This window comes from Parvimonas micra, from assembly GCF_037482165.1.
Lineage (GTDB): Bacteria > Bacillota > Clostridia > Tissierellales > Peptoniphilaceae > Parvimonas.
Window position 1 is genome coordinate 1,269,077 of sequence record NZ_CP148048.1, and the last position, 20,010, is coordinate 1,289,086.

Annotated in this window: 19 protein-coding genes; 1 reads left to right on the plus strand and 18 read right to left on the minus strand. The window is 27.5% G+C overall.

The window, feature by feature from the left end; all coding sequences use genetic code 11:
* Positions 1-73: 73 nt before the first annotated feature.
* Both WFJ11_RS06125 and thyA read right to left on the minus strand, forming a co-directional pair.
* Positions 74-610: a flavin reductase family protein gene (locus tag WFJ11_RS06125; protein ID WP_338817189.1), complete on the minus strand. Its 537-nt coding sequence runs from the start codon at positions 608-610 to the stop codon at positions 74-76.
* A gap of 9 nt (positions 611-619) precedes the next feature.
* A complete protein-coding gene (thyA, locus tag WFJ11_RS06130) occupies positions 620-1,450 on the minus strand; it encodes a thymidylate synthase (RefSeq protein WP_338817190.1) in 831 nt (276 codons plus the stop codon).
* A 211-nt stretch (positions 1,451-1,661) separates the two neighbouring features.
* Here thyA and WFJ11_RS06135 point away from each other — a divergent pair, with 211 nt between their 5' ends.
* Positions 1,662-1,907: a type B 50S ribosomal protein L31 gene (locus WFJ11_RS06135; protein ID WP_004832367.1), complete on the plus strand. Its 246-nt coding sequence runs from the start codon at positions 1,662-1,664 to the stop codon at positions 1,905-1,907.
* Positions 1,908-2,246: 339 nt separating this feature from the next.
* Here the strand turns inward: WFJ11_RS06135 and WFJ11_RS06140 are convergent, their stop codons facing one another.
* The 16 genes from WFJ11_RS06140 to WFJ11_RS06215 all read right to left on the minus strand — a co-directional run bounded on the left by WFJ11_RS06140 (position 2,247) and on the right by WFJ11_RS06215 (position 19,914).
* Positions 2,247-2,477 carry a hypothetical protein gene (locus WFJ11_RS06140; protein ID WP_004832369.1) on the minus strand — a complete coding sequence of 77 codons (231 nt, stop codon included), beginning with the start codon at positions 2,475-2,477 and terminating at the stop codon, positions 2,247-2,249.
* Complete coding sequence (locus WFJ11_RS06145; RefSeq protein WP_338817191.1) at positions 2,458-4,212, minus strand: ABC transporter ATP-binding protein; 1,755 nt, start codon at positions 4,210-4,212, stop codon at positions 2,458-2,460. Before WFJ11_RS06145 ends, WFJ11_RS06140 begins: the two co-directional genes overlap by 20 nt.
* Positions 4,202-5,962 (minus strand): ABC transporter ATP-binding protein, encoded by a 1,761-nt coding sequence (locus WFJ11_RS06150; RefSeq protein WP_338817193.1) that lies wholly within the window; start codon positions 5,960-5,962, stop codon positions 4,202-4,204. Before WFJ11_RS06150 ends, WFJ11_RS06145 begins: the two co-directional genes overlap by 11 nt.
* A gap of 44 nt (positions 5,963-6,006) precedes the next feature.
* Positions 6,007-7,026, minus strand: a complete 1,020-nt coding sequence (locus WFJ11_RS06155; protein WP_338817194.1) for a LacI family DNA-binding transcriptional regulator — start codon at positions 7,024-7,026, stop codon at positions 6,007-6,009.
* A gap of 228 nt (positions 7,027-7,254) precedes the next feature.
* Positions 7,255-8,130: a hypothetical protein gene (locus WFJ11_RS06160; protein ID WP_338817195.1), complete on the minus strand. Its 876-nt coding sequence runs from the start codon at positions 8,128-8,130 to the stop codon at positions 7,255-7,257.
* Between the two features lie 9 nt (positions 8,131-8,139).
* A complete protein-coding gene (locus WFJ11_RS06165) occupies positions 8,140-9,015 on the minus strand; it encodes an ABC transporter ATP-binding protein (RefSeq protein ID WP_338817196.1) in 876 nt (291 codons plus the stop codon).
* Positions 9,002-10,267, minus strand: a complete 1,266-nt coding sequence (locus tag WFJ11_RS06170) for a hypothetical protein (protein ID WP_338817197.1) — start codon at positions 10,265-10,267, stop codon at positions 9,002-9,004. The genes WFJ11_RS06165 and WFJ11_RS06170 overlap by 14 nt, the downstream gene beginning before the upstream one ends.
* 44 nt (positions 10,268-10,311) lie before the next feature.
* Positions 10,312-10,587 (minus strand): hypothetical protein, encoded by a 276-nt coding sequence (locus WFJ11_RS06175; protein WP_338817198.1) that lies wholly within the window; start codon positions 10,585-10,587, stop codon positions 10,312-10,314.
* Positions 10,588-10,715: 128 nt separating this feature from the next.
* Positions 10,716-11,963 (minus strand): ABC transporter permease, encoded by a 1,248-nt coding sequence (locus tag WFJ11_RS06180; protein ID WP_338817199.1) that lies wholly within the window; start codon positions 11,961-11,963, stop codon positions 10,716-10,718.
* A gap of 436 nt (positions 11,964-12,399) precedes the next feature.
* Complete coding sequence (locus tag WFJ11_RS06185) at positions 12,400-13,575, minus strand: iron-containing alcohol dehydrogenase (protein WP_338817201.1); 1,176 nt, start codon at positions 13,573-13,575, stop codon at positions 12,400-12,402.
* A 166-nt stretch (positions 13,576-13,741) separates the two neighbouring features.
* Entirely contained in the window at positions 13,742-14,122 is a 381-nt protein-coding gene (locus tag WFJ11_RS06190) for a hypothetical protein (protein WP_338817202.1), read from the minus strand.
* A complete protein-coding gene (locus tag WFJ11_RS06195) occupies positions 14,122-15,441 on the minus strand; it encodes a M18 family aminopeptidase (RefSeq protein ID WP_338817203.1) in 1,320 nt (439 codons plus the stop codon). The genes WFJ11_RS06190 and WFJ11_RS06195 overlap by 1 nt, the downstream gene beginning before the upstream one ends.
* 114 nt (positions 15,442-15,555) lie before the next feature.
* The gene (locus WFJ11_RS06200; RefSeq protein WP_009354454.1) at positions 15,556-16,986 is read right to left on the minus strand and encodes an APC family permease; all 1,431 of its coding nucleotides are present in this window, start codon (positions 16,984-16,986) and stop codon (positions 15,556-15,558) included.
* A gap of 213 nt (positions 16,987-17,199) precedes the next feature.
* Positions 17,200-18,288 carry a spermidine/putrescine ABC transporter substrate-binding protein gene (locus tag WFJ11_RS06205; RefSeq protein WP_338817204.1) on the minus strand — a complete coding sequence of 363 codons (1,089 nt, stop codon included), beginning with the start codon at positions 18,286-18,288 and terminating at the stop codon, positions 17,200-17,202.
* Entirely contained in the window at positions 18,275-19,063 is a 789-nt protein-coding gene (locus tag WFJ11_RS06210; protein WP_338817205.1) for an ABC transporter permease, read from the minus strand. Before WFJ11_RS06210 ends, WFJ11_RS06205 begins: the two co-directional genes overlap by 14 nt.
* Positions 19,057-19,914, minus strand: coding sequence for an ABC transporter permease (locus WFJ11_RS06215; protein WP_338817206.1), 858 nt, complete (start codon positions 19,912-19,914; stop codon positions 19,057-19,059). The genes WFJ11_RS06210 and WFJ11_RS06215 overlap by 7 nt, the downstream gene beginning before the upstream one ends.
* Positions 19,915-20,010: the final 96 nt, after the last annotated feature.

The window sequence follows — 20,010 nt, forward strand, 5'->3', positions numbered from 1 at the left end:
TTTGTCAATATATTTTTATAATTTCACAATTAAAAAAGTGTCAATTTTATAAAATTGACACAAAAATTTAATTTTATTCTATTATATATGCACTTACAATTTCTCCATAATAAGCTGTATGATAATCCCTGTTTGCTCCATAAAATTCTCCTGACACATTTTCAGGATAATTTTTTTCCTTTATTTCCTTGGGAATTGCATTTTCATCTTGTTTTTGTTTATAAATAACCTTACATTCCAAAGTTAAAGACAATTCCTTTATCGCAGGAACATCGACAATTTCAGGTTCAATCAAAGTTAAATTCAAATCTTTAATTTTATCGGTATCTCTTCCTGATTTAGTTCCGCAAACTCCAATTATATTTTTATCAAAATTATTTAAAAAAATATTTACAGTAAATTCTCCACTTTCATCAAGTAATTTTTTTGTAAAACGACTTTCTCTAACAAATGCTGTAAAAATCGGTCTATTCCATTCTATTCCCAAAGTTCCCCAAGAAATTGACATTGTATTTACCTTTTCTTTTGACTTTGTTGTAAGCAAAACACCCTTTTCAACTGCTAACATTATTTCTTTTGCATAATCAAAAACATTAATTTTTCTTTTCATAATTTTCTCCTAAATTGCAATCGGAATATCTTTTATTTGTTCTCCACATTTATAATTTTCTATTATAACATCATCTGATGTAAAATCGTAAAAGTTTTTAACATCAGGATTTAAAGTAACCTTTGGAGCAGGAAATTTTTCTCTAGTAATAAGTTCTTTTATAATCGGAACATGTCTATCATAGATATGAGCATCAGCTATTACATGAACAAGCTCTCCAACTTCCAAATTACATTCTCTAGCAAGCATATGAATCAAAATTGCATATTGACAAACATTCCAATTATTTGCTGCCAAAATATCTTGACTCCTTTGATTTAAAATAGCATTCAGCTTGTTCCCTATAACATTAAAAGTCATACTATATGCACAAGGATATAAATTCATTTCAGATAAATCTTCATGAACGTAAATATTTGTAATTATTCTTCTACTATAAGGATTGTTTTTCAAATCGTAAATAACTCTATCAACCTGGTCAAACATCCCTTCCTTATATTTATGTTTAACTCCAAGCTGATAACCGTAAGCCTTTCCGATACTTCCGTTTTCATCAGCCCATTCATCCCAAACATGACTCTTTAAATCCTTAATATTATTGGACTTCTTTTGCCATATCCAAAGCATTTCGTCAGTACATAATTTTATAGCTGTTTTTCTAAGTGTAAGTGCAGGAAATTCTTCCGCCAAATTGTATCTATTTACAACTCCAAATTTTTTTATCGTATATGCCTTTGTTCCATCTTCCCAAACAGGACGAACTTTTTCTCCCTTTGTGTCTACTCCATTTTCAAGTATATCTTTACACATTGAAATAAATATATCATCTGCTCTACTCATAACTATCTCCTAAAATCATACTACAATAAGAATAACATTTTTAAAACAAAAACGCAAATTCATTAAAGTAGTTTTACAAAATATTTCTTGTATGATATTGTATATTTCAAAATATTTTTAATTTATATATTAAAAATACTTGATTTATATTTTACGATATGATATAATATGCGAAGTGATTAATTTATAATATTTAAGTGAGGTGAATACAATGAAAAAGGGAATACATCCAGAATATAATAAAGTAGTTTTTATGGATACAACAAGTGGATATAAATTCATCTGTGGGTCAACAAAAACTTCAAATGAAACAATAGAAATGGAAGATGGTAACACTTATCCATTAATTAAAATCGAAATCAGTTCTGACTCTCACCCATTCTACACAGGTCGTCAAAGATTTGTTGAAAAAGGTGGTAGAATTGAAAAATTCAAAAAAAGATACAATATGGACTAGTAAAAAGCAGAGCAATCTGCTTTTTTTGTTGCAAAAAATCATGGGCTTTAGGAGATTTCCACAGTCGATTGTACCCAAATCAAGATTTGGACAATCTTTGCGTCAGACCTACTATTGATTATTTAAAATTAAATAATCAATGTTAGGGCTAGATTCATTTTGCTAACGCTACAGTCGAAATGACGGATAAGGAAAAAAACTTTGTTTAATAGCTTACCGTTAAATATAAATCAGCTTACGAGTTATTTTAAAAAATTATAACAAATAAAATATTTAACATCATAATACTTAATAAAGCAAAAAACAACAAAAAAGAGCTGTTTTTACAGCCCTTTTGAATTAACAACCACCCTTTAATTTTTTACTCCTTATATAAATCTTCGGGAATTTATCGTGTTGATTAAAATAGCCCATAAGTTCAAAAAATTGAAATGCTCTTTTTTGTTGATCAACAGTCATATTTGTTTTTTCTCTTATGAATTTTTTTGCCTTATTGGAATAAACAAAATATCCGTCAGCATTTATATCCTTAATAACTATATCATATAAATCATAATACTCTTTCTTCATTATTGTCCCCTTTTGCAGATTGTATTTCATACCAAGTTTTATATTTTCCATTCAAAGCAATAAGCTCGTCATGTGTACCTGTTTCTAAAACTTTTCCATTTTCTATCATAACTATTGTATCACAATTTTTTACAGTGGACAATCTATGTGCAATAATCATCGTACTTCTACCCTGCTTCAAAACCTCAATTCCATAGTTGATTATTTTTTCCGTTTCAGTATCGATGTTTGCTGTTGCTTCATCTAAGATTAAAACTTTTGGATTTCTAACAATAGCTCTAGCAAAGCAAATGATTTGTTTTTCTCCAAGAGATAAGTCTGATCCGCTTATTGCCAGTTCATAATCTAAATTGTTATTTCTTTTTTGTAAAAGATTTTTACCACCAACTTTTACTATTGCATCTAAAACTTCACTTTCAGTTATATTTTCTTCTTTAAGAGTAATATTATCTCTTATACTTCCTGTGAAAATATATGGATCTTGAAGAACTACAGCCATTTGTTTTCTGTAAGAAGCTTTACTTAAATTTTTTATATTTTGTCCGTCAAATAAAATTTTCCCTCTTTGATTTTCATAAAATCCTAAAATCAAATTCATTATAGTTGACTTTCCGCTTCCGGTAGCACCAACAAAAGCAATTGACTTTCCTTTGTCAAGTTTAAAATTGACATCCTTTAAAACGGGAACATTTTCTTTGTACTCAAAGCCTACATTTTTAAATTCAATATTTCCTTCAAGGTCAATTTCTCTATCCGTAGTTTTTTCTTCTTCTATTTCAAAAATTTTGATTATTCTATCGCAAGAAACGAGTGCTGTCTTATATCTATTTATTTGTGATAAAAAGTTCATAAAAAGTCTTAAAATTCTTTTATTATACTCAATTAAAACATATAAGATACCAACACTTAATCCCAATCCATTAATTTTTAGAATTGTAAAGACTAAGATTATCATGGCATTTGTAAAAATCATAGTAAAATCAATTAAATTCCATGAGAATAAAGCATTTAAAATAGTCCTCTTAATATAATTCTTTTCAACTTCTTTATTTTCTCTTTCAAAAGACTCAATCATCAAATCTTCATTTCCATAGACTTGAATTACAGGTAATGATTTAATCGTTTCATTATAAATTGAGCTTGTAATTCCTTCATGTTTTCTTATTGTTTTAGTAACTGCTGTAAGTTTTTCTCCGTAATATTTAGTTACCATATACATAAGTGGTAAATAAATTAAAACAATTAATAGCAGATATGGACTGATATAAAACATAACAGTAAGCATCATTGCCAAATTCAACACAAAACCCAAAAGATCATTTAAAAGAGTTTGATATAACTCTTTAATTGTATTAGTATCTGTTGTAAATCTTGAAACCAAATCTCCGGCATAAGAACTGTCAAAATATTGCATTTTAAAGTTTTGCATATGTCTTATTAAACTGAATTGAATTTTATATGCAATATTACAAGATAGTTTATTAAAACAAATTCTTACAAAGAATAAAAATACTAAAAGCAATACATTAAGTCCCAGATATAATAGTGCTTTTTGAACAATAAAAGAATAAAAATTTTCCATATTGACTAAATCTGCATCTATAATTGAAGAAATTACAGTTGGTAAATATACATCAAGAAAAACTCTAAATACAGTACAGATTGAGCCTGTAAAAAACAGGAATTTTTCTTCTAAAAGGTAGGAAGTTAAAAATTTTAATTTACTATTTTTCATCTTCTTCCTCCTTATCCAAACTTTGATACTCAAATTGTTCCTTATACCAAGAATCTCTAGAAATAAGTTCTTCATGAGTACCTCTGTCGATTATTTCTCCATTGTCCATAACTAAAATCAAATCAGAATGTTCAACTGCAGAAATTCTATGAGAAATAATTATATTTGTCCTATTTTTTCTATTTTCCTTAAGAGAATTTACAATTTTACTTTCAGTATTCGCATCAATTGCAGAAAAAGAATCGTCTAAAATTAAAATTTCAGGATCCCGATATAAAGCTCTGGCAAGAGAAATTCTTTGCTTTTGTCCTCCTGAAAGTCCAAGACCACGTTCTCCGACAATAGTATCCAGTCCTTTTTCCAAATTTTGTATATCTTTGTAAAAATCTGCCTTTTTTAGAACATTTATAATTTTTTCATCACTTTCAGCAATACTTCCAAATAAAATATTTTCTCTGACAGTTTTAGAAAGCAAAATATTCTCTTGACTTACATATCCAAATTTATTCCTTACTGACGTAATATCATAGTCTTCATAAGGAATATCATTTATAAAAATCCTATTTTTATCAAAATTATAAAATCTTAAAATCTGTTTAACTAATGTACTCTTTCCACTTCCACTTTTTCCAACTATTCCTAAAGTTTCTCCTTTATTTAACTTAAAACTGATGTCTTTAAGTGAAACTTCTTTTTCTCCGGGATAACTAAAAGAAAAGTTTTTAAATTCCATAGTGGAAAAGTTCTCTAAAATTCTATCTCCGTTTTCTATTTCTGTCTTATCATCAAGTAAAAGATTTATTCTATTTATAGAAACTAAAGCTCTTTTATAAGTATTTATACAATCTCCAAGTCCCCAAAAAGACCAAGCCAACATCTCAGCTAATCCAAAGAATGTTACAAGTTTCCCAACTGTAATACTATCATTTCTTACTAAAAACGCTCCATAAAAAAGTCCAATAACCATGGAAATTGACCTTATAAAGGAGTTTGAAAGAAATGATAACATCCAAAGATTTACTTCTATAAAAGCTAAGTCAAAATAATATTTAATGATTTTAGAAATATTCTTTTGTCTTACTTCCTCATTTACATAACTTTTAATAAGTTTTATTCCTTCAATTATTTCCAAAATCTCTTGACTTGACTTTCCAAAAGTCAAATTCATTTCTTCATTAACTTTTCCTACTTTATTACTAATTTTATTTGTGATTACTGCAGTAAAAACAAATGGCAACATAACAGCAACTGTAAGCTCCCAAGAAATAAAAAACACCAAATAACTTGCACATATTAAAGGCATAACAATAGAATCACAAGCTAATAGAATTCCAAAAGTAAAATAGTCGTATATATACTTTGTTTCGTTATCTGCAAGTCCGATTACATCACCTGCAGTATTTTTTTGAAAAAAGTCAGGAGACTTTTTTAAGATTTTTCTAAAGATTATATCTTTGTAATACATTTTTAGCTTTGCACCTGATCCATAGGCTAAATATGAAAAAGTCATAAAGCCAAAGAAGTTTACTACTCCTAAAAAAACCATTAAACCCACATATTTATAAACTTTAACAGCTTCAAAATTTGGACTTTTAAACAAATCTACAATAGTTCCAGAAAGAGTAATTATATATATCAAAATGAAACTACTAAGAATATCAAAAATTAATCCAAATAAAAATCTAGTTTTTGCCTTTTTAAAGCCATCTCGAACAGCCCAATATATCCCCATTCTATCACCTTCTTTCATTTCAAAAAAAGCTCTTCAAAAAGAAGAGCATTTTTAAAATTTATTTACTTATCTTTCTTAGTGAATGTTGCAACCGAACCTCTTTCAATTATTCTTGAAGGCAAGATTGTAACATCTTTTAATTTTTCTTCGTTTCTAAGTTCCTTAATCAACTTTCTCATAGAGATTGCTCCCATATCATAATATGGTTCTTCTATCGTTGTAAGGGCAGGTCTATAAATTGATGCAATTATATCATCACCAAACCCTGCAACTGAAATGTCTTGTGGAACTTTAAGACCATTATCGTAACAATAACTAATAAAACCGATAGCTAAAGCATCTTCACTTGCAAAAACAACAGTTGAATTATTTTCTTTGATAAGTTTGAAAATTTCTTCTCCCATATCATATCCTGTTTGAACTGTTATATCTTTTGCATTTATAAGCGCTGATTTTACTTTTCTTTGTGCAACAGCTTCATTAAATCCTGCAAGTTTTTCTCTACCAATTCTACTTGTAACATCTTCACTTATAAAAACTATACTTTCATGACCTTCATCTATAAGATAATTAGTCATTTTATTACAAGTTGATTTATAGTCTATACTTACAGTATGTTCATCTGTATATTCGTAAAATTTATCAAGTCTTACAAAAGGAATTTTTTTACTTTTCAACTTAAACAGAATTTCAGGATTAATTTTTTCACTAATCATAATTATTCCTTCAACCTGTTTAGTGCACATAAATTCGATAATCTTATGCTCTACTTCAATATCTCCATATGTACTAGAAAGCAAAATATCATAATTGTACATTCTTCCAATTTCTTCAATTCCTCTAATAATTTGAGCCATATAAGAAATACCAATATCTTTAACAATTACCCCAATCATATTTGATTTTCTCATTACAAGACTTCTTGCCAATTCATTAGGCTTAAAATCCAATTTTTTTATTGCATCTAAAACTTTTCTTCTTGATTCTGGACTAACAGGTTTTGATTCATTCATAACTCTTGAAACAGTAGAAATTGAAACTCCTGCTAATTTAGCTACATCTTTTATAGTAGGTGCTGACATTTTATCACTCCTTTAAAAATAAATTTATAATTACAATTAAATCGTTTACAAACTCCAACATTATTATATCATAGATTTTAATAAAATAAAACACTTTAGAAAAATAAATTCACAAATTTTCCCTATAAAATACATAAAATTTATAAAACAATTTTATCAAAATCAAAAAATATTAAAGTAAAAAAATACTGTAAAATGATTTTCAAACTATTTCACAGTAAAAAAAATTTATTTTTTAATTTTAATATATAAACCGTACAAAACAGTAGAAATAAGCAATGCAATAAAACATACTGCAATTTCTATTTCAATATAATTAAGTAAAGCCTTTTTTACAGGTAAAAATCCACCAGCCAACTCGTGAAAAACAGGGTAATCAAAAGCAATTTTCCACTTCCAAAAGTATGAAAAAACTAAACTTAATCCAAATTGACTTATTATTAATACAATATTAATAATAAAAGAAATAATAGCCTTCGAAACTATAAAACTCGTCTTTTTTATAGGAAGTGTAAATAAAAATCCCTTATGATAGTAAAAGTCTAAATAAGTAGTTATAAAGAAATAAAATAGAGTTACCAAAAAAATTACAGCTAGAATATACTTTATATTATTGTATTCAACTAAAACTCCATCCAACGGAGCTTCTTCATATTGATAAGTTCCATTTACTTTAATTATTTCGGATAGCCTTTCTTTTTCATGTTGTGCATAACTTTTTGACATAGAAAAATCTATATCATTTTCCTTAATTTCAATGATTTTTTCATACATCAATATAGCGCTTTCCATAAAGCCTCTTTCATTTCCACTATATCTAAGTTTTACAGTATTTTCAGCTATATTAAGAGATTCTTTCAACAAAGCCATTTTATCTTTATCTCCAGAATATCTACAAGAAGCATTTTTACCTTTAGGATATAAAATTAATCCTATTTTTTCTTTAACCATAAGTAACTCATGTTTTTTATCTGCTTCAACTTGTTGAAAATTTAAATAATTTTTATAAAATAGAGAAGCTAACAACACAAAAACAACACCTAGAATTACTACAAATACTCTACTTCTTATAAATTTTTTACATTCTAATATAAATGTATTCATAACATTCACCTACTCAGCAAACAATCTTTGATACATCTGTTCAGACGCATTTATATGCTCTCTTATTTTAATTAATTTTATGCCTTTATCTTGTATTGCCTTAATTGCATCGTCAAAAGAATTCTTTTTAAACTGGCAAATTATCATATCTTTTTCAATTTCAGCACTTACTACAAATGGAGATAAAATTTCTAAAGATTGCTCATTGGAAGTAGTATCAATAGCATAGATTAAAAATTCATCTTCCACAATCTTTTTTACAATTTTTTTATTCTTTATGAATAGAAGATTATCAGTTAATTGGCTAATTTCTCCTAAAAAATGTGTTGATAAAATTACAAGAGTTCCCTTTTTCGAAATTTCCTTTAACATCACTCTAAGCTCAATTTGACTGCTCGGATCAAGTCCATTAAATGGTTCGTCAAGCAATAAAACTTCAGGATTATTTATAAGAGCAATAGCCAAAAGTAATCTCTGTTTCATTCCCAAAGAATATGTCTTAACTGGTCTTTTATAAAATTTTTCAATCTTAGTTAGACTTACAATTTCTTTTATTCTAGTCTTTGGTAATTTTTGTATATTTGCTACAAATTTCAAATGATCAAGTCCCGTTAAATTTGGAAATAAAATACTTGCATCTTGCAAATACGACAATTTTTTAAAAATAGCATTATCTCTATTGTCTATACCATTTACAGTAATCTGTCCTGATTGATAGCTAATCAAATTTGTAATACAATCTAAAAGAGTAGTTTTTCCCGTTCCGTTAGGTGCGACCAAAGCCCAAACCTCTGCATTGTCAAGCTCTAAAGATAAATCATTTAAAACTACATTCTCTCCATATCTTTTAGTAAGATTTTTTATACACAAACTAGGCATATCCATTCCTCCTTCTATCTTGAATAAAAGCTATACAAATTAATAAAATTGTTAAAATACAAATTACAATTATCAAAATTTTACAAGATTTATCAAAACTGTAAGTAATAGTTTTAAATAAAAAATTTATACTGCCATCTGCAATTTTTCCAACTCTCCAGTATGAAAACGGATTATACCATTTATTAAACATCTGTAATGTTGCTATAAGTCCAAAGGATAGAATAACAGATTTTACACTCGATTTTACAAAAGTTGAAATTGTACTTGTAATAAGGAAAACAAATATTCCATAGAGCAAGAACAAAATCAAACTTTTTATTAAAACATCAGATATTGGAACAATCTTATATCCAAAACTCATAAGTGAAAAATAATCACTTTTAACAATATAAGTTGTAATCGGATATTTAAAAGATGATGACCCGTTTATTAAAAATTCTATTCCAAAAAATATTGTAGGTATCAATAGTCCAAGTATAATCGTTAAAATTCCACCTGTGAAAAGTCCCGACGATACAACCCTAAATTTACTTGCCCCCGATATCCTTAAAAATCTAATTGTTTTATTTTGACTCTCCTCCAGTTTTGAAAATAAAATACCAAAAGTTACTACAATTATAAAAGTATATATTAACACTAAATTATTTGTAAAAAAGTCCCATAATCTGTGGGATGTTCCTATTAAAGTTTTTTTGCTATAATAGTCAAGAAGATTACTTTCTTCTGAAGTTCTAGGTTGTTCAAACTCTGTTTTTTCTAAAAATAATGGATGAGCTGAAGGAATATTATATTTTTTTAGATATGTTAAAGTTTCAAATGTGACTTCAACTGTCAATTTATTAATATGATAATCCTTAACTAAATCATTATTTAAGTCTATAATTGTAAAATTCCCATCAGAATCTTTAAGACTTTCTAACTCTTTAACATATAGAAATTCCCAATCTAAATTTTCTATTTTATCAATCATTTCACTTCTATTTTTAATAATTTTGATATAATCTTTTTGATATTCTTCGTTTAATTTTTTATCTTCTTCTGAAAGTTTTCCTTCTTTTAATTCTTGCTTGAAATATTCTAAAGATAATTTTACATCTTCAATTACACTCATATTAATTTCAATTTGTTTTTTTATATTTTTATAATTTTCAAACTTGGATATTGATGATGTTCCAAATCCAAGAATTAAAAGTATAATAAGAAATAAAATATTTTTCTTCTGTTTTATAAAATATTTAAAAAACAAATTACACATATATGCCTCCAAAAAATAGTGAGAGTTTATTGGGCAATATTATATTATCTTCTTTTAACGTATCCAGAATAATATGCTAAATATCCATCTCCAGTGGATTGATAACTTGTTAGATATAAAGTTCCCCTATAGTAAAATCTACCATGCTTTCTATTGTAAGGGTGAGTTCCTTTCAATGATCCTTTGGTAGCAACAAAATAATTACTAATATATATTGTACTTGGAGCCACTTCTCCTTTAACTTCATAATTTTTATATGATTTTTTCACAACTTCTTCTGCTGTAGTAGATACAGACATCACAGAAAAAATCGTCACCATTAAACATATAGTTAACAAAATCTTTTTGAATAATTTTTTCATAATATTATCTCCCTTTCAAATTCATCAATTCCATTTTATGCTCAATAAACTCTCTACCGTACTTATAACATATTTTAATTAGTATGTTAAATATTTTCCCTTTTATCCTGCATAAGAGCTATACAAATTAATAAAATTGTTAAAATACAAATTACAATTATCAAAATTTTACAAGATTTGTTAAAACTGTAAGTAATTGTTTTAGATAAAATATTTATACTTCCGTCAGCAATCTTTCCAACTCTCCAGTACGAAAACGGATTATACCATTTATTAAACATCTGTAAAGTTGCTATAAGTCCAAAGGATAAAATAACAGATTTTACACTTGATTTTACAAAAGTTGAAATTGTACTTGTAACAAGGAAAACAAATATTCCATAGAGCAAGAACAAAATCAAACTTTTTATTAAAACATTAGATATTGGAACAATCTTATATCCAAAACTCATAAGTGAAAAATAATCACTTTTTACAATATAAGTTGTAATCGGATATTTAAAAGATGATGAACCATTTATCATAAATTCTATTCCAAAAAACATTACAGGTATCAACAGTCCAAGCAAAATAGTTAAAATTCCACCTGTGAAAAGTCCCGACGATACAATCCTAAATTTACTTGCCCCCGATGTCCTTAAAAATCTAATAGTTTTATTTTGACTCTCCTCCAGTTTTGAAAATAAAATACCAAAAGTTACTACAATTATAAAAGTATAGATTAATACTAAATTATTTGTAAAAAAGTCCCATAATCTATGCGAAGTTCCTACTAGAGTTTTTTTACTATTTAGATTTAAAGTTTCCTCTTCTTCTGAAGTTCGAGGTTGGTCAAACTCTGTTCTCTGCAATTTTAAAGGATGAGCTGAAGGAATATTATTGTCTTTTAAATATTTTAAGGTTTCATACGTTATTTCAATAGTTAATGGATGAATATCAATTGTATTTAAACCCATAGCAATAAAACTATTAGTTTTTTCAGGTTTAAGAAATTTCATATATATTTCATATAAAGTTTTCCAATCATAATTTTTACTAGCTTCATATTTGACCTTGTCATCTTCTAATAACTTTGAAAAAGCTTCTCTATCTCTAGTTAAATCTTCTATTTCCTCTTTTGTAAGATTGTTTTGAGATAATTTTTCTTCGGCTTCTTTGACAATCGATTCATGATATTTTAATGACTCTTCCTTGGAAGAAATATATTCATCATTAGTCTTCTTGTTTTCAATTTTTGAAACGGAGGACATAATTAGACCAAAACTTATAATTATAATAAGAAATAATATATTCTTCTTCTGTTTTATAAAATATTTAAAAAACAAATTACACATAACTACCTCCCAAAACAAAAATCACTAAAAGCTTATATAAGATATATCTCGAAAAAATAATTTATCTATTTAATTTTATCTCTAGGTAAATCGTTATCACAAGAATATCATAATTATTATTATTTGTCAAATATAATAACTATTATTTTTCTCTTATATATTGACATAAAATAAAATTATAATATATGATAGGATAAATTGATATTGTAAACTTATAATGTTAATTTTAAAATATCGTATTTATTATTTAAGGAGCTTTTTATTATGAAAAAATTTTTATTAAATTATTTTCATATCGAATATTCTATATTGTATAAAAAAACTCATCTAAACATGTTAGACGAGTTTTTATTGTGAAACAACAAGGTTCCCGGGTACCCACCCGATGCGAAGCATCGAGGAAGGGTGGGGTTCTTATTTAATTATTTTTAAAATTTTACAAGCACATTCTATAAATATTTTCTATATCTTCAAGTGTTAATTCTCTAAAGCCTTTTATACTTTCTTTTCCCTTACAAGCCTTCTTAGCCATAATAGCAAAATTTTTATCATTAATATTTACATCTTTTAATGTACTTTGTAATTTTAAGTCATTAAATAAAAATTCTGAAAGTTTTTCAATGGCTTTTTCTGCAATTTCTCTATCAGAAAGATTTTTATCTATGCCAAAAACATTAACTCCAAATTGAACATATTTGTATATATTTTCATCATTTAAACAATATTGCATCCAACGTGGAGTTAATATTGCAAGTCCATGTCCATGAGTTATATCATAAAAAGCTGAAAGTTCATGTTCCATTGGGTGACAGCTCCAAGCAGTTGATTTACTTCCGTTTATAAAACCGTTTATTGCCCAGGAAGATGCCCACATTAAATTAGCACGAGCTTCATAGTTTGTAGGGTCTTTCATAGCTATCGGAGCATATTTTATAACTGTTTTCATAAGACCTTCCATAACACAATCAAGCATAAACAAATCATTTTCTGTTGTAAAATAAACTTCTAGGATATGACTCAAAATATCTGCTGAACCGCAAGCAGTTTGATACTCACTTACACTGTAGGTATTTTTAGGGTCAAGAAATGAAACTTTTGGTAACATACACATTGAACCATTGCTTAATTTTTCTTTTGTTTTAAGGTTTGAAATAACTCCATCATTATCCATTTCAGAACCGGTTGCTGAAAGTGTTAATATAGTTAAAAGAGGCAATGCATCTTCTATTTTTGCTCTTTTTTCTAAATCTAGAAAATTCCATGGGTCAAAATCAACTTTTGCTCCGGCACAAATAAATTTTGAGGCATCAATCGTTGAACCTCCACCAACTGCAAGAACCACATCAATATTTTCTTCCTTACATATTCTAGCACCCTCTCTAACAGATTCTATTCTAGGATTAGGTTCTATCCCTGAAAGTTCAAAAACTTCAAGTCCTGCTCCTTTTATTTCTTTTATAACCTCATCATAAAGTCCTATCTTTTTAATAGAACCTCCTCCGTAAGTTAATAAAACTTTTTTCCCATATTTTGACAATTCTCTTCCAAGATTAGAAAGTTGTCCTTCTCCAAAATATACCTTAACAGGAATATTGTAAATAAATGGTTTCATAAAAATCCTCCTTTAAATTTATTTTTTAATACTTCTAAATTGATTTTACCTCTCCTCTATATCTAGTTAAAGAATACCCTTATTTTAAAATAAGAAAACAAAAAGAGAGAATTATTTAAAACAACCCTCTCTAATTTTTTATTCTGTAAAAACAATATACCTTGCCTTATTTTACCATTTTATTAAATATTTGCTTTGTAGCATAATGTGAAATTAACAAAATGATTAAAGAAAAATCAAAAGGAATTTGCACTACAACTTTTATTAAAATGCATAGAGCAAAAGCGACTAAATCTAAAATCATAAATTGTTTTTCACTTGTATATTTTTTTATTATACTGTATTTTATTTTTAAATTTCTAATTAAAATAACAAGAGCAACTACTCCAACTAATGCATCTATACTAAAATTAACTAAAAATTTACTATTTATAACAGCCCATAAAAAATATATAAACAAAGTTCCCATCATAATAATGGTTAATCCTGTCAGTGATATTTTGGCTTTATCTTCTGACATTTCCTTCGGTGTAATTCTTCTTGCCATTATTCAAAAATCACTCCATCAGAACCATCAATTTTAATATTTGTTGAGAAGAATTCTTTTAATGCTGTAACCATATATCCTGTATCTTTAATTCCACAAGTTTCAAAACTTGAGTGCATTCCAAGTTGAGCAACCCCAATATCAAGAGCATGTAAGCTAACTTGAATATTTGATAAGTTTCCAAGAGTTGAACCACCAACTTTATCGGATCTATTTGCAAAGAATTGTGTAGGAACCTTTACTTTTTTACAAATTTCTAAAAATACCGCTCTACTGAAAGCGTCTGTTGTATATTTTTGATTTGCAGCTTCTTTTATAACGATACCTTTATTCATAAAAGTTCTATTTGTTGGATCATAAAGTTCAGGATGATTTGGATGAACAGCATGAGCATTATCACAACTTACTAAGAAAGATTTTGCCACTGCTTGATGATATTCATCAGTTCCAAATCCAAGAGAAGCATTAATTCTCTTTAGAGCATCTTTCATAAATGTTGACATTGCACCTTGTTTTGTATTTGAGCCAACTTCTTCATTATCAAAAACTGCACAAACATTTATTGCTTTTGGATTTTTTGCTTCTAAAAATGCTTTCATTGATGTAAATGCACATTGTAAGTCATCAAGTTTAGGTGTTGAAACAAATTCATCTTTATATCCCCAAATACATTGTCTTTGACGATTTACTAAGAATAAATCTTTTGCAACAACATCTTGAACTTTAACACCCAATTCATCCGCAACCATTTTGTCAAAATCACCTTTTTTCAATTCTCCAGCAGAAAATAAAGGTAATAAATCAATTTGCTTATTGTAAGCATATCCATTGTTTATTTCTCTGTTTAAATGGATTGCAACATTTGGTATCATTAAAATATCTTTATCAATATAGAATAATTTATTTACTATTTTTCCTTTTTCTCTAACCAAAACTCTACCAGCTAGACTTAAAGGTCTATCAAACCAAGTTGAGTCAATCATTCCACCATAACCTTCAACATTTAATTTTAAATGTTCTCCTGGTGCGTCCATTTCTGGAACTGCTTTTACTTTATATGTTGGAGAATCACTGTGAGCAGCAGTTATTTGGAAATGATAGTCACTAAGTTCTTTTCCTACTTGAAAAGCTAATATACTTGAATTATTTCTTGTAGTGTAATAATTTCCACCTTTTTTGATATTCCATTTTTCATTTTCTGGTAAAAATGTATATCCAGCTTTGTCAAAATATTTTTTCATTGTATCAACAGTATGAAACATACTTTTACTTGAATCAATAAAAGTTAATAATTCTTTTGAAATTTTAATATCATTCATATCAATACCTCCTATCAAAATTTAATTTACCCTATTTAAATGGTTTAAAATCAGTAAATATATTTTAAAGAAAATAAAGGAACCAAAGTTCCTTTATTCCTTTATTATCTAAATTTATTTATTGTCTTCTCTTTTTCTAAGAACTGGTAAGATTAAACCTAAAGCAACTAAAACTGCAGGAGTTATAATCTTTAAGACCATTTCAAAGCTGTCTTTTGAGTACATTCCAAGTAAACAACAAGCTAATGTTACTAAGAAACACCAAGCACCAAAGAATAATCCGACTCCTCTGTTTTTAACAAATCTATAATGTCTGTCAAGTTCTTCTTTACCATATCTAAGAGCAAAGTAAGCAACGAATACCCACATATATCTCATTGGCATTACTACACCGTTTAGACGAGTAAGTTGTCTAAGAACTGTAGTTGCTCCTGGAACAAATGATTGAGCTAATATAATTGCTCCACCAAGTATAGCAACTAATGCAATACCATTTACATAAGCACCTTTTTCGTTCTTCTTTAACAATCTTGTTGGGATGTATTGACTTGCATTAGGGTCTTCTAATAACATTCTTAAAGGAGCATCGATACTTATTAATAATGTTGAGAATTGTCCAACAGTATTAGCTGCTGAATAAATGATTAATAATAAATCACCAACACCATAGTATTGTCCTAATTTTTGGAATGCCCAATAAGCACCATTTGCTGCATAAGAGTCAAACGCTTCTTTACTTGCATTAATTTCGTTGATATCAAACATAAGTCCCATTGCAACAGTACCAAAGATAGCACTAATAACAACCATTAAAGTTGCAAACATCATTGCTTTAGGGAATTCTTTTGCAGAATCTCCTTCAATTTTGTTTACATATGGTGAAATCTTTTCAATACCACCAACAGCAAATACTAAAATTGATAAACTACTTAAATAGTTCAAGTCAATCTTAGGGAATAAGTTATTCCAAGCGAAATTCAATTTTAAATATCCACCATTTGGATTAATTACAGGTGCCGCATACATCATAAGAATAAATAAAATACCTAAAACAAACATACTTGAACCTGCAAGTGTTGCTAATCTCTTAATAGGACTTAAACCTCTTGTTGCTAAATAACAGAATAATAGCAATACACCAAATGTAGCTAATTGAACATAGATTGTAGGAATACTATCATATGCTTTAGCATCTCTAAAAATCATAAAACTTAAAGCTTTAAGACCACCTGAACCTTTACCAGCAATATAAGTAATATGTACTGCCCAGTAAGTCCAACCTGCATAGTAAGCCAATTTAGAGTTAGTAGTTTCTTGAATCCAAGAAGTTACTCCACCACCTAAATCTTTAAATGTAGAACCTAGTTCTCCAACCATAAGTGCATACGGAACAAAATACAATGCAAACATTAGTATCCAAGAAAATATAACTTGTGTACCATGAAAGTAGATATATCCGTTTAAAACATTTCCAAATCCCCAAAGTGTTGAGAAACACATAAATACAAGGGACTGCCAACTAATTTTCTTTTCGGAACCTTCCATCCTGTCCTCCTAAAATATAAATTCTAAGCTATTTTCAGCCACACACAGTATACCAAAAATATTACTTCTTGTCAAAGGTATTTGTAATAGGATAACGTTTTGTTTTTGTTATAAAAATATTATCACTTCACCCTATCGTTTCTGTAACTCACAATTTAGCAAAAGATAAAAGACACCAAATGGTGTCTTTTGATTTTAAATTTATTTATTTATTTATTTTGCTTTTATTTCTGTCCAAGCATCTTGTAATTTTTCGTTTGATTCTCCTAAGTCTTTTAGTACATAACCTTTTTCAAATACTTCTTTTTTAGGAAATACTATATCGCTATTTTTTAAGTTTTCATCCATAAGCTCTCTAGCTCCGTCAATTGGTGAGCCATATTTTACAAAGTTACAATTTCTTGCAGAAATTTCCGGTCTTGACATAAAATCAATAAACTTTGCTGCTAACTCTTTATTTTCTGAAACTTTAGGGATTACCCAGTTATCAAAGATAAAGATTGCCCCTTCTTTTGGAAAAACAAATTCTACATTTTTATTTTCATCTTTTGCAAGTAAGGCTTCTCCACCCCAAATACAAGTAAGTTTTGAATCTCCATTTATTAAGTTATCTTTTGCTTGATCATCACCAACATAATTTTTAACTATTTTCTTTTGAGCAATTAAAGAGTTTTTGGCTTTTTCAATATCTTCAACTTTTGTTGAGTTTGGATCTAATCCTTCTTTAATCATCGCTATTGCCATTGTAAATCTACTTCCGTCTAACATTACAACTTCACCTTTATTTTTTTCGCTCCAAAGGTCAGCCCAACTGTCAACTTTTTCTTGTTTTGACTTATCATAAGCAATTCCGATATTTCCTATTGTATATGGAACAGAATATTCACTCGTAGGGTCAAAAACTAAGTTTCTATATTCTTTTTTAACTTTATCCATATTTGGAATTTTACTTTTATCTAATTTTTCCAACATATTTTCTTTAATCATAGTATCTACCATATAGTCACTTGCTACGATTACATCATATTTTTCTGCACCACTTTTTAATTTAGTATAATATTCTTCATTTTCTTCAAAAAAAGTATAATTTACTTTACAATTATATTCTTTTTCAAATTCCTTGATTGTTTCAGGATCTATGAAAAGATCAGTATTAGTTACATTTAAAACTTTTTTCTCTGTACTTTCTTCTGTCTTTTCTTCCTTTTTATCTTCTTTCTTTTCGCTTTTTCCACAAGCTGTAAGTGATATAGCCGTAGCAAAAACTAATAATAATGCTAATAAGCTTTTAAATTTTTTCATTTTTTACTCCTCTATTTTTAAATACATAAGTTATTGTTGATATAATAATTATTATTGCAAAAAGCAATGTTGATAATGCATTTATTTTAGGACTAATTCCCCTCTTAGTCATCGAATAGATTTTAACCGAAAGTGTTGCAACTCCATTCCCTGAAGTAAAATAGCTAACAGTAAAATCATCTAAAGACATAGTTATACAAACTAATGCTCCAATGATTATATTAGGTATTAATTGTGGTAAAACAATTCTTTTAAACACTTGAAACTGTCTTGCTCCTAAATCCATTCCTGCATCATAAAGACTCTTATCAAAAGTCAGTAATTTTGGTAAAATCGCAAAGACTACAAATGGAACATTAAATATTATATGAGCTAAAATTATAGTAAAATATCCAAAATTAAGTTGGAAAAATACATATAAAATTATCATTCCAATTGCAATTACAATGTCAGGTAGAATAAGCGGAAGATATGTTACATTTGTAAAATAAGTTCTTAGCTTTGGATTAAAAGCTCTGTATATAGACCATGCTCCGATAGTTCCAATTATAAGTGCAAAAATAGTTGCAATTGCTGTTATTACAAGCGTTTGAAAAAAAACTCTTGTAACGGATTCATCCTTAAAAAGTTCTACATACCATTTCAAACTAAAACCTGTAAAATCCTTATTATATCTGGATTCATTAAACGAAAAAACCATCATAAATATAATTGGCATATATAAAAATATATAACATAAAGCAAGATATATTTTCCCAGTATATTTTTTTACCATATCTTCAATCCTTCTGCAAATTCATTATCTGATTTCTTTATAAATAACCTAAAAATCATAAGACTTACAAAAATTATAAGAATCATAATTAGAGAAATGCTTGAGCCTGTTTCCCAGTTTCTGGCCTGTAAGAACTCCCTTTGAATTAAATTTCCTACTAGCATATTTTGACTTCCACCAAGTAAGTCTGATATTATGAAAGTTGTTACAGAAGGCATAAAGACCATAATGCAACCAGAAATTACTCCCTTAAAACTTAGTGGAAAAATAACTCTCAAAAATAAATCTTTTCCCCTAGCTCCCAAATCTCTTGCACATTCTATATATTCTTTATCGATATTAATAAGTGCAGTATAAATTGGAAGTACCATAAAAGGTAAAAAATTATAAATCATTCCTATAATAATTGCAAAATTATTGTTTAAAAACTTTATAGGACTATCTATAATTCCGATATTTATAAGCATTTGATTTATAATTCCTTGTTCTCTAAAAATACTCATCCAAGAGTATGTTCTAAGCAAAAAGTTAGTCCATAAAGGCATAATAAATAGTAAAACTAAAATATTTCTCCTCTTTTGAGACTTAATCCTACTTAGAAGAAGTCCTGCAGGGTAGCCCAAAATTAGACATAAAAAAGTTGAAATCAAGGATAATTTTAAAGATACTAAAATTATTTTCACATAAGTTGGTGTGAAAAACTTTTTGTAATTATCCAAAGTGAAAACAAAACTTTCATCTTTTACTTTAAAAGAATAATAAATTATAAAAAACAAAAGCACTATCGTAAAAATAATCGTCCATAATAAGTATGGCATAGCCCTTATTCTATATAAATGTTTTCGTAACATAAATCCTCCATAAAACAAATAAATCCAACTATTATTTTATCATTAAAATTGATATTAGACAAGTTTTTTCTTGTAAAGTTTCGTTTTTTATAATAT

What these genes read in the sequence shown, in the direction of transcription:
- WFJ11_RS06125 (WP_338817189.1), bottom strand. Translation starts at nt 610, where the DNA reads ATGAAAAGAAAAATTAATGTTTTTGATTATGCAAAAGAAATAATGTTA.
- thyA (WP_338817190.1), bottom strand. Translation starts at nt 1,450, where the DNA reads ATGAGTAGAGCAGATGATATATTTATTTCAATGTGTAAAGATATACTT.
- WFJ11_RS06135 (WP_004832367.1), top strand. Translation starts at nt 1,662, where the DNA reads ATGAAAAAGGGAATACATCCAGAATATAATAAAGTAGTTTTTATGGAT.
- WFJ11_RS06140 (WP_004832369.1), bottom strand. Translation starts at nt 2,477, where the DNA reads ATGAAGAAAGAGTATTATGATTTATATGATATAGTTATTAAGGATATA.
- WFJ11_RS06145 (WP_338817191.1), bottom strand. Translation starts at nt 4,212, where the DNA reads ATGAAAAATAGTAAATTAAAATTTTTAACTTCCTACCTTTTAGAAGAA.
- WFJ11_RS06150 (WP_338817193.1), bottom strand. Translation starts at nt 5,962, where the DNA reads ATGAAAGAAGGTGATAGAATGGGGATATATTGGGCTGTTCGAGATGGC.
- WFJ11_RS06155 (WP_338817194.1), bottom strand. Translation starts at nt 7,026, where the DNA reads ATGTCAGCACCTACTATAAAAGATGTAGCTAAATTAGCAGGAGTTTCA.
- WFJ11_RS06160 (WP_338817195.1), bottom strand. Translation starts at nt 8,130, where the DNA reads ATGAATACATTTATATTAGAATGTAAAAAATTTATAAGAAGTAGAGTA.
- WFJ11_RS06165 (WP_338817196.1), bottom strand. Translation starts at nt 9,015, where the DNA reads ATGGATATGCCTAGTTTGTGTATAAAAAATCTTACTAAAAGATATGGA.
- WFJ11_RS06170 (WP_338817197.1), bottom strand. Translation starts at nt 10,267, where the DNA reads ATGTGTAATTTGTTTTTTAAATATTTTATAAAACAGAAGAAAAATATT.
- WFJ11_RS06175 (WP_338817198.1), bottom strand. Translation starts at nt 10,587, where the DNA reads ATGGTGACGATTTTTTCTGTGATGTCTGTATCTACTACAGCAGAAGAA.
- WFJ11_RS06180 (WP_338817199.1), bottom strand. Translation starts at nt 11,963, where the DNA reads ATGTGTAATTTGTTTTTTAAATATTTTATAAAACAGAAGAAGAATATA.
- WFJ11_RS06185 (WP_338817201.1), bottom strand. Translation starts at nt 13,575, where the DNA reads ATGAAACCATTTATTTACAATATTCCTGTTAAGGTATATTTTGGAGAA.
- WFJ11_RS06190 (WP_338817202.1), bottom strand. Translation starts at nt 14,122, where the DNA reads ATGGCAAGAAGAATTACACCGAAGGAAATGTCAGAAGATAAAGCCAAA.
- WFJ11_RS06195 (WP_338817203.1), bottom strand. Translation starts at nt 15,441, where the DNA reads ATGAATGATATTAAAATTTCAAAAGAATTATTAACTTTTATTGATTCA.
- WFJ11_RS06200 (WP_009354454.1), bottom strand. Translation starts at nt 16,986, where the DNA reads ATGGAAGGTTCCGAAAAGAAAATTAGTTGGCAGTCCCTTGTATTTATG.
- WFJ11_RS06205 (WP_338817204.1), bottom strand. Translation starts at nt 18,288, where the DNA reads ATGAAAAAATTTAAAAGCTTATTAGCATTATTATTAGTTTTTGCTACG.
- WFJ11_RS06210 (WP_338817205.1), bottom strand. Translation starts at nt 19,063, where the DNA reads ATGGTAAAAAAATATACTGGGAAAATATATCTTGCTTTATGTTATATA.
- WFJ11_RS06215 (WP_338817206.1), bottom strand. Translation starts at nt 19,914, where the DNA reads ATGTTACGAAAACATTTATATAGAATAAGGGCTATGCCATACTTATTA.